The sequence below is a fragment of the Pseudomonas sp. genome (genome assembly GCF_048269965.1).
Classification (GTDB): domain Bacteria; phylum Pseudomonadota; class Gammaproteobacteria; order Pseudomonadales; family Pseudomonadaceae; genus Aquipseudomonas.
This window is the reverse complement of the sequence record NZ_JBLWTV010000023.1, coordinates 75,473-82,583: the sequence shown is the minus strand read 5'-3', so window position 1 is coordinate 82,583 and position 7,111 is coordinate 75,473. Positions and strand designations below refer to the sequence as shown.

At 59.8% G+C, this 7,111-nt stretch carries 7 protein-coding genes; 1 reads left to right on the top strand and 6 read right to left on the bottom strand.

Features of this window, described 5'->3' with window-relative positions:
* Positions 1 to 89: 89 nt before the first annotated feature.
* The 4 genes from msrQ to ilvC all read right to left on the bottom strand — a co-directional run bounded on the left by msrQ (position 90) and on the right by ilvC (position 3,775).
* Entirely contained in the window at positions 90 to 716 is a 627-nt protein-coding gene (gene msrQ, locus ACN0X6_RS21360) for a protein-methionine-sulfoxide reductase heme-binding subunit MsrQ (protein ID WP_417707056.1), read from the bottom strand.
* A complete protein-coding gene (msrP, locus tag ACN0X6_RS21355; protein ID WP_417707054.1) occupies positions 716 to 1,726 on the bottom strand; it encodes a protein-methionine-sulfoxide reductase catalytic subunit MsrP in 1,011 nt (336 codons plus the stop codon). Before msrP ends, msrQ begins: the two co-directional genes overlap by 1 nt.
* A gap of 69 nt (positions 1,727 to 1,795) precedes the next feature.
* Positions 1,796 to 2,611 (bottom strand): CDP-diacylglycerol--serine O-phosphatidyltransferase, encoded by an 816-nt coding sequence (gene pssA / locus ACN0X6_RS21350; protein WP_041980762.1) that lies wholly within the window; start codon positions 2,609 to 2,611, stop codon positions 1,796 to 1,798.
* A 147-nt stretch (positions 2,612 to 2,758) separates the two neighbouring features.
* Positions 2,759 to 3,775: a ketol-acid reductoisomerase gene (gene ilvC / locus ACN0X6_RS21345; RefSeq protein WP_037001483.1), complete on the bottom strand. Its 1,017-nt coding sequence runs from the start codon at positions 3,773 to 3,775 to the stop codon at positions 2,759 to 2,761.
* Between the two features lie 126 nt (positions 3,776 to 3,901).
* On the opposite strand from ilvC, the gene ilvY reads away from it, so the two are divergent.
* On the top strand, positions 3,902 to 4,783 hold the full coding sequence (gene ilvY / locus ACN0X6_RS21340; RefSeq protein WP_417707052.1) for an HTH-type transcriptional activator IlvY: 882 nt from the start codon (positions 3,902 to 3,904) through the stop codon (positions 4,781 to 4,783).
* A gap of 53 nt (positions 4,784 to 4,836) precedes the next feature.
* Here the strand turns inward: ilvY and ilvN are convergent, their stop codons facing one another.
* Together ilvN and ACN0X6_RS21330 are read right to left on the bottom strand one after the other, a co-directional pair.
* Entirely contained in the window at positions 4,837 to 5,328 is a 492-nt protein-coding gene (gene ilvN, locus ACN0X6_RS21335; RefSeq protein ID WP_417707050.1) for an acetolactate synthase small subunit, read from the bottom strand.
* A gap of 1 nt (position 5,329) precedes the next feature.
* On the bottom strand, positions 5,330 to 7,054 hold the full coding sequence (locus ACN0X6_RS21330; RefSeq protein WP_417707048.1) for an acetolactate synthase 3 large subunit: 1,725 nt from the start codon (positions 7,052 to 7,054) through the stop codon (positions 5,330 to 5,332).
* Positions 7,055 to 7,111 lie beyond the last annotated feature (57 nt).

The following is a 7,111-nucleotide window of genomic DNA, read 5'->3' as shown; positions in this document are numbered from 1 at the left end:
AACTTAACTTATTGATTAACAAGAAGTTTTTGAAGAGCTTCATCGCTGAAGTGGCGCGCATTCTACCGCCAGCAGAACGCACGTCAAGCTCAGATTTCAATTTTCTTTGGATTCTCTCGAAAAAAGGCGCCCGTTCGCTGCAATCCACTCGCGACAGCGGAGAGACGCATCAGCAGCAGCGCGCCACCGATCAGCGCGTAAGCGAGCCACTCCCCCAGATCAGCACGCACCACCCAGAGCATATGCAGTAAAGCCAGCAACAGGATGACGTAGACCAGGCGATGCAGCGTCTTCCACTTGCGGCCCAGCCTTCTGATACTGAAGCGGTTGGACGTAACGGCCAACGCCAGCAAGCCAATGAAAGCCAATGCCCCCACGATTATGTAGGGCCGTTCGGAAAGATCGCGCAACACCAGCTCCAGACGCAACCCGGCGATAAACAGCGCATATCCGGATAGATGCAGAGCGACATAGGCAAAGCACCAGAGCCCCAGCTGTCGCCGCACGGCAATCCAGCCTCCCCAGCGAGTCAACTGCTGCAAAGGCGTCATGGCCAGGGTGATCAACAGAAGGATCAGGGCGCCGAGCCCCAGGTTATCCACCAACACCTTGCCTGGGTCCGGCCCCAAAAGTCCGAACACGGCACCGTACAGCCAATACAGCGGCGGTACCGATGCAGCCAGGAATACGGCGACGCGCCAGAGCTTGTAGCGCATCAGTAGTCCCTCGCCAGATCCATACCCGCGTAGAGATCGGCGACCTCTTCATAACCATTGAACATCCGGGTATCGATCACATTCGGACTGAACAGGCCACTGGGCAGGCGACGCTCTGTTGCTTGCGACCAGCGCGGGTGGTCCACCTGCGGATTGACGTTGGCGTAGAAGCCATACTCGTTCGGCGCGATACGCTCCCAGGTGGTCTTGGGCGCCTCATTTACCAGACTGATACGCACGATGGACTTGATGCTCTTGAACCCGTACTTCCACGGGACCACCAGGCGCAGGGGCGCGCCGTTCTGGTTTGGCAAAACACGTCCGTACATGCCGACGGCCATGAAGGCCAACGGATGCATGGCCTCATCCAGCCGCAGCCCCTCGACATAGGGCCAATCGATCAGGGAAAAACCCGAGCGCTGCCCCGGCATGCGCTCAGGATCGACCAGCGTTTCGAAGCGCACATAGCGCGCCGCCGAGGTTGGTTCGACCTGCTTGAGCAGATCAGCCAACGGAAAGCCCAGCCAGGGAATGACCATGGACCAGGCCTCGACGCAGCGCAGCCTGTAGATGCGCTCCTCGAATGCATGTGGCTTGACCAGATCCTCGATGGAATAGCGCCCCGGCTTGCCCACCTCGCCATCGACCATCACCGTCCAGGGCTCGACCTGCAGCTTGCCGGCATTGGCTGCAGGGTCGCCCTTGCCCGTGCCGAACTCATAGAAGTTGTTGTAGTGCGTCGCGTCCTTGAAGGGCGTGATGCTTTCACCCTTGGCAGTGATTGCTTGCCAGCGTGCACCTGCCAGCTTCTGGTCGAACCACTCCGGCGCCTTCGCCGACTCGACATCGGCATAGACACCTTGAGCGTCAGCACTGGCCAGACCCGGCATAGCAGCCATGGCCGCCAGCGCCAACGAGCCCTGCATCAGCTTGCGACGAGAGAGATAAACCGACTCGGGGGTGACTTCGGACTCGAGGGCCCGAGAGGAAGGAGGAACTCGGATGAGCATAACGACTCCGCGACTACAGTTCGAGAAACGAACTGTAGACCACGGAGCGCAGAAGAAATTACAGCGGCGTCAGACAGATTTACGACGACGCAATTGCAGCAGGTACTGGATCGGGCCGGAAGCCGCATAAGCGAGGAAGATCAGCAACAGGATACGGGGTGGGTCGCTGAACACTACCGCGAACACCAGCACCACGGCCAGAATGGCCACGAAGGGTACACGCCCCTTCAGGTCCAGGTCCTTGAAGCTGTAGTACTTGATGTTACTGACCATCAGACAGCCGGCGGCGGCAACCAGCAGCGCCACGGCGAAGGACATGTTCGAGCCCTTGATGCCGAAGTCGCTGAATGCCCAGACCGTTCCGGCAACGACACCCGCGGCAGCCGGGCTGGCCAGACCGATGAAGTAGCGCTTGTCGACGCTGCCGATCTGCGTATTGAAGCGCGCCAGGCGCAATGCCGCGCCAGCGACATAGATGAAGGCGACCATCCAGCCCACCTTGCCCATGCTACCCAGCGCCCATTCGAATGCGAGCAGAGCCGGCGCAACGCCGAAAGCCACCATGTCCGAGAGCGAATCGTACTCGGCGCCGAATGCACTTTGCGTGTTGGTCAGGCGCGCCACGCGACCGTCCAAACCATCGAGCACCATGGCGACGAACACCGCAGCGGCAGCCACGTAGAAATTGCCGTTCATCGCGTTGATGATGGAGTAGAAACCGGCGAACAGGTTTGCCGTGGTGAACAGATTGGGCAGCAGGTAGATGCCACGGTGACGCACCTTGCGTCCTTCCGCGTCCTGCCCTTCCTCTATGTGCTCGTCGATCGGCAGCAGGCTTTCCAGATTGTCGCCAGCCGGCTTTTGATCCTCGGGACCTTCACTCATGAACAGCACCTTGCAACGGGTTTGACGAATTTCGAACGGGGCGACTGAACTCAGTTCGCCACCCAGCGAGCTGGCTTTATACCAGAAGCCTCGCCACAGAATGAAAAAACGCGGCATATAGCCGCGTTCTTTCGCACATCGCAGACCTTAGTTCTTGGCCTTGTCGACGATCTTGTTGGCAGCGATCCACGGCATCATCGAGCGCAGTTGCTCACCGATGACTTCGATACCATGAGCGGCGTTGTTACGACGCTTGGCAGTCATCGACGGGTAGCCAGTGGCGCCTTCGCTGATGAACATCTTGGCGTACTCGCCGTCCTGGATGCGCTTGAGGGCGTTGCGCATGGCCTGGCGGGATTCGGCGTTGATCACTTCCGGACCGGTCACGTACTCGCCGTACTCGGCGTTGTTGGAGATCGAGTAGTTCATGTTGGCGATGCCGCCTTCGTACATGAGGTCAACGATCAGCTTCAGTTCGTGCAGGCACTCGAAGTAGGCCATTTCCGGCGCGTAGCCAGCTTCGACCAGGGTTTCGAAACCGGCCTTGACCAGTTCGACGGTACCACCGCAGAGAACGGCCTGCTCACCGAACAGGTCGGTTTCGGTCTCGTCCTTGAAGGTGGTTTCGATGATGCCGGTACGACCACCGCCAACGCCCGAAGCGTAGGACAGCGCGACGTTCTTGGCGTTGCCGGAAGCGTCCTGGTAAACGGCGATCAGGTCAGGAATGCCGCCACCCTTGACGAACTCGGTACGGACGGTGTGGCCCGGGGCTTTCGGCGCGATCATGATCACGTCGAGGTCGGCACGCGGAACGACCTGGTTGTAATGAATGGCGAAACCGTGGGAGAAGGCCAGGGTGGCGCCCTTCTTGATGTTCGGCTCGATCTCGTTCTTGTACAGCTGGCCCTGGAACTCGTCCGGGGTCAGGATCATGACCAGGTCAGCGGCAGCGACGGCAGAAGCCACGTCGGCAACTTTCAGGCCGTGAGCTTCAGCCTTGGCAACGGTAGCGGAGCCTTTACGCAGGCCAACGGTGACATCGACGCCGGAGTCTTTCAGGTTGCAGGCCTGGGCGTGGCCCTGGGAGCCGTAACCAATGATGGCGACTTTCTTGCCCTGGATGATGGAGAGGTCGCAATCTTTGTCGTAATAAACTTTCATGTTCTTGGCTCTTTTGAATCGAAAGGAATGGGGTGCGAAGCACCGCGACGAGGACACCTTATGTGATCCGCACCATTGCGTAAAATGATATATTTGCAACACGACATGCCGATATATGAAACATAAATGGACAGCCATTCCCTCAGGCTTTTTCTCTCCCTGGCAGACAACCTGCACTTCGGCCGAACCAGCCGCGAGCAGCACGTCAGCCCTTCCGCGCTCAGTCGCAGCATCAAGCACCTCGAGGACGAACTCGGCGCCGCGCTGTTCGTGCGCGACAACCGCTCGGTGCGCCTGACTCGCGAGGGCCAGCAGTTTCGCGAATACGCGAGCGAGGTGATGAATGGCTGGCAAGTCATTCGCCAGACCTTCATGCAGGACCAGTTGAATCTGCACGGCGAGCTGTCGCTGTATTGCTCGGTCACGGCAAGCTACAGCTTCCTCTATGACATTCTCAGCAGCTTCCGCCAGGACTACCCACGCATCGAAATGAAGCTGCATACCGGCGATCCGGCGAAAGCCGTCGAACGGGTGCAGCAAGGACTGGAAGATCTGGCCATCGGCGCCCTCCCCGACAGCCTGCCGAGCGGAGTGGAGTTTCAGTCGATCACGCGCTCGGAATTGCGCTTCATCGGCCCACAGGCCCCTCAGTTATTGAACGAAGAACAACTGCGCAACCCCACATCAGAGAGCTGGAAGGACGTGCCGATGATTCTCTCCGAGGAAGGCCTGGCCCGGACACGCACCGATCGCTGGCTGAAAAGCCACAACATCAAACCGCGCATCTATGCCCAGGTCAGCGGCAACGAAGCGATCGTCAGCATGGTCAGCCTGGGCTTCGGTATCGGCGTGGTGCCGCAGATCGTGCTGGACAACAGCCCACTGACCGCCCGCATCCGTATCTACGATATCCAGCCACCGCTTACCGCTTACGATATCGGTCTGTTCGCACTGGAAAAGCGCCTCAGGGACCCATTGATCGCGGCGTTCTGGAATCGCCAGCGCTGAATGCCGGGCAATAAAAAGCCCCGCACCAGGCGGGGCCTCGTTCACCACAGCGATCAGACGCTCAGCACCTTGTCGCCGCGAGCGATGCCAGTGACACCACTGCGTACGGTTTCCAGGATCGATGCCGTACCGACGGCCTGAATGAAGCTGTCCAGTTTGTCGCTGGTGCCGGTCAGCTGCACGGTGTAGACGCTGCTGGTCACATCCACGATCTGACCGCGGAAGATGTCGGTCGTACGCTTGACCTCGGCACGCTGGGCGCCGGTGGCCTTGATCTTCACCAGCATCAGCTCGCGCTCGATGTGGGCGCTTTCCGACAGGTTGACCAGCTTGACCACCTCGACCAGCTTGTTGAGGTTCTTGGTGATCTGCTCGATCACCTCATCCTGACCAACGGTGGTTAGGGTCAGGCGCGACAGCGTCGGATCCTCGGTTGGCGCAACGGTGAGGCTTTCGATGTTGTAGTTACGCTGGGAGAACAGGCCGACCACTCGGGACAGTGCGCCCGGCTCGTTTTCCAGCAGCAGGGAAATGATATGTCGCATCTCAGGTCCGCTCCGTCTTGCTCAGCCACATGTCACGCATCGCACCGTCTCTGATCTGCATCGGATAGACGTGCTCGCTGGAATCCACCGCGATGTCGAGGAACACCAGGCGATTCTTCAGGGCGAAGGCTTCCTCCAGCTTGGGCTTGAGGTCCTTCAGCGAGGTGATGCGCATGCCGACATGGCCATAGGCCTCGGCCAGTTTGACGAAGTCCGGCAGCGACTCCATGTAGGAGTGCGAATAACGGCTGTTGTACTGCATGTCCTGCCATTGGCGGACCATGCCGAGGGTGCCGTTGTTCAGGTTGACGATCTTCACCGGCAGGTCGTACTGCAGGCAGGTCGACAGCTCCTGGATGTTCATCTGGATGCTGCCCTCACCGGTGACGCACGCCACGTCCGCTTCAGGGAAGTTCAGCTTGATGCCCATCGCGGCGGGGAAACCGAAGCCCATGGTGCCCAGGCCGCCGGAGTTGATCCAACGATTGGGCTTGTTGAAGCGGTAGTACTGCGCCGCGAACATCTGGTGCTGGCCCACATCGGAGGTAATGAAGGCATCGCCACTGGTCACGTCGCACAGGGTTTCGATCACGGTCTGCGGCTTGATGATCGAACCGTCGCCCTCGTTGTAAGGGAACAGACGACCGCTACCACGCCACTCTTCGATCTGCTTCCACCAGCTGGCAACGGTGTCCTTGTTCGGGGTCTCGCCGATTTCCTTGAGGATGGCGACCATCTCGGTCAGCACGCTGTCCACCGGGCCGACGATCGGGATGTCGGCCTTGATGGTCTTGGAGATCGAAGCCGGGTCGATGTCGATATGGATGATCTTGGCGTTCGGGCAGAACTTGGCCGCACCGTTGATCACGCGGTCATCGAAGCGCGCACCGACCGCGAGGATCACGTCGGCATGGTGCATGGCCAGGTTGGCGGTGTAGCTGCCGTGCATGCCGAGCATGCCGATGAACTGGCGGTCGGTACCCGGGTAGCCACCGAGGCCCATCAGGGTGTTGGTCACCGGCAGGTTGAGCATCTGCGCCAGCTCGGTCAGCGGCGCAGAGGCACCGCCCATGATCACGCCACCACCGGAGTACATGACCGGACGCTTGGCGGCCAGGAGCATCTCGGCCGCCTTGCGGATCTGGCCGGAGTGGCCACGTACCGCCGGGCTGTAGGAGCGCAGCTTGACCTTCTTCGGATAGACGTACTCGAACTTCTGAGTGGGATCGCCCATGTCCTTCGGAATGTCGACCACCACCGGACCGGGACGACCGGACTCGGCGAGGTAGAACGCCTTCTTCAGCACTTCGGGGATTTCCGACGGGTGCTTGATGATGAAGCTGTGCTTCACGATCGGGCGGGAAATACCGACCATGTCGGTTTCCTGGAAGGCATCGGTACCGACCATGGCGCTCGGCACCTGGCCGGAGATCACCACCATCGGAATGGAGTCCATGTAGGCGGTGGCAATGCCGGTAATGGCATTGGTCGCACCGGGGCCGGAGGTCACCAGCACCACACCGGCCTTGCCGGTGGCGCGGGCATAGCCGTCAGCCATATGAGTCGCTGCCTGTTCGTGACGGACCAGAATGTGGGTCACTTCCGGTTCTTTGAACAGGGCATCGTAAATATGCAGGAGAGCACCACCAGGGTACCCGTAGATATGCTTAACGCCTTCGTCACGCAGGAAGCGGACGACCATTTCAGCGCCGGATAAAAGCTCCACGTTGTTCACCTCTTGAACGCCAGTATGCCACCCGACAACGGGTAGCCCTAAGTAGGT

Coding starts and splice junctions, on each gene's coding strand:
- ilvN (WP_417707050.1), bottom strand. CDS start 5,328: ATGCGACATATCATTTCCCTGCTGCTGGAAAACGAGCCGGGCGCACTG.
- msrP (WP_417707054.1), bottom strand. CDS start 1,726: ATGCTCATCCGAGTTCCTCCTTCCTCTCGGGCCCTCGAGTCCGAAGTC.
- ilvC (WP_037001483.1), bottom strand. CDS start 3,775: ATGAAAGTTTATTACGACAAAGATTGCGACCTCTCCATCATCCAGGGC.
- msrQ (WP_417707056.1), bottom strand. CDS start 716: ATGCGCTACAAGCTCTGGCGCGTCGCCGTATTCCTGGCTGCATCGGTA.
- pssA (WP_041980762.1), bottom strand. CDS start 2,611: ATGAGTGAAGGTCCCGAGGATCAAAAGCCGGCTGGCGACAATCTGGAA.
- ilvY (WP_417707052.1), top strand. CDS start 3,902: ATGGACAGCCATTCCCTCAGGCTTTTTCTCTCCCTGGCAGACAACCTG.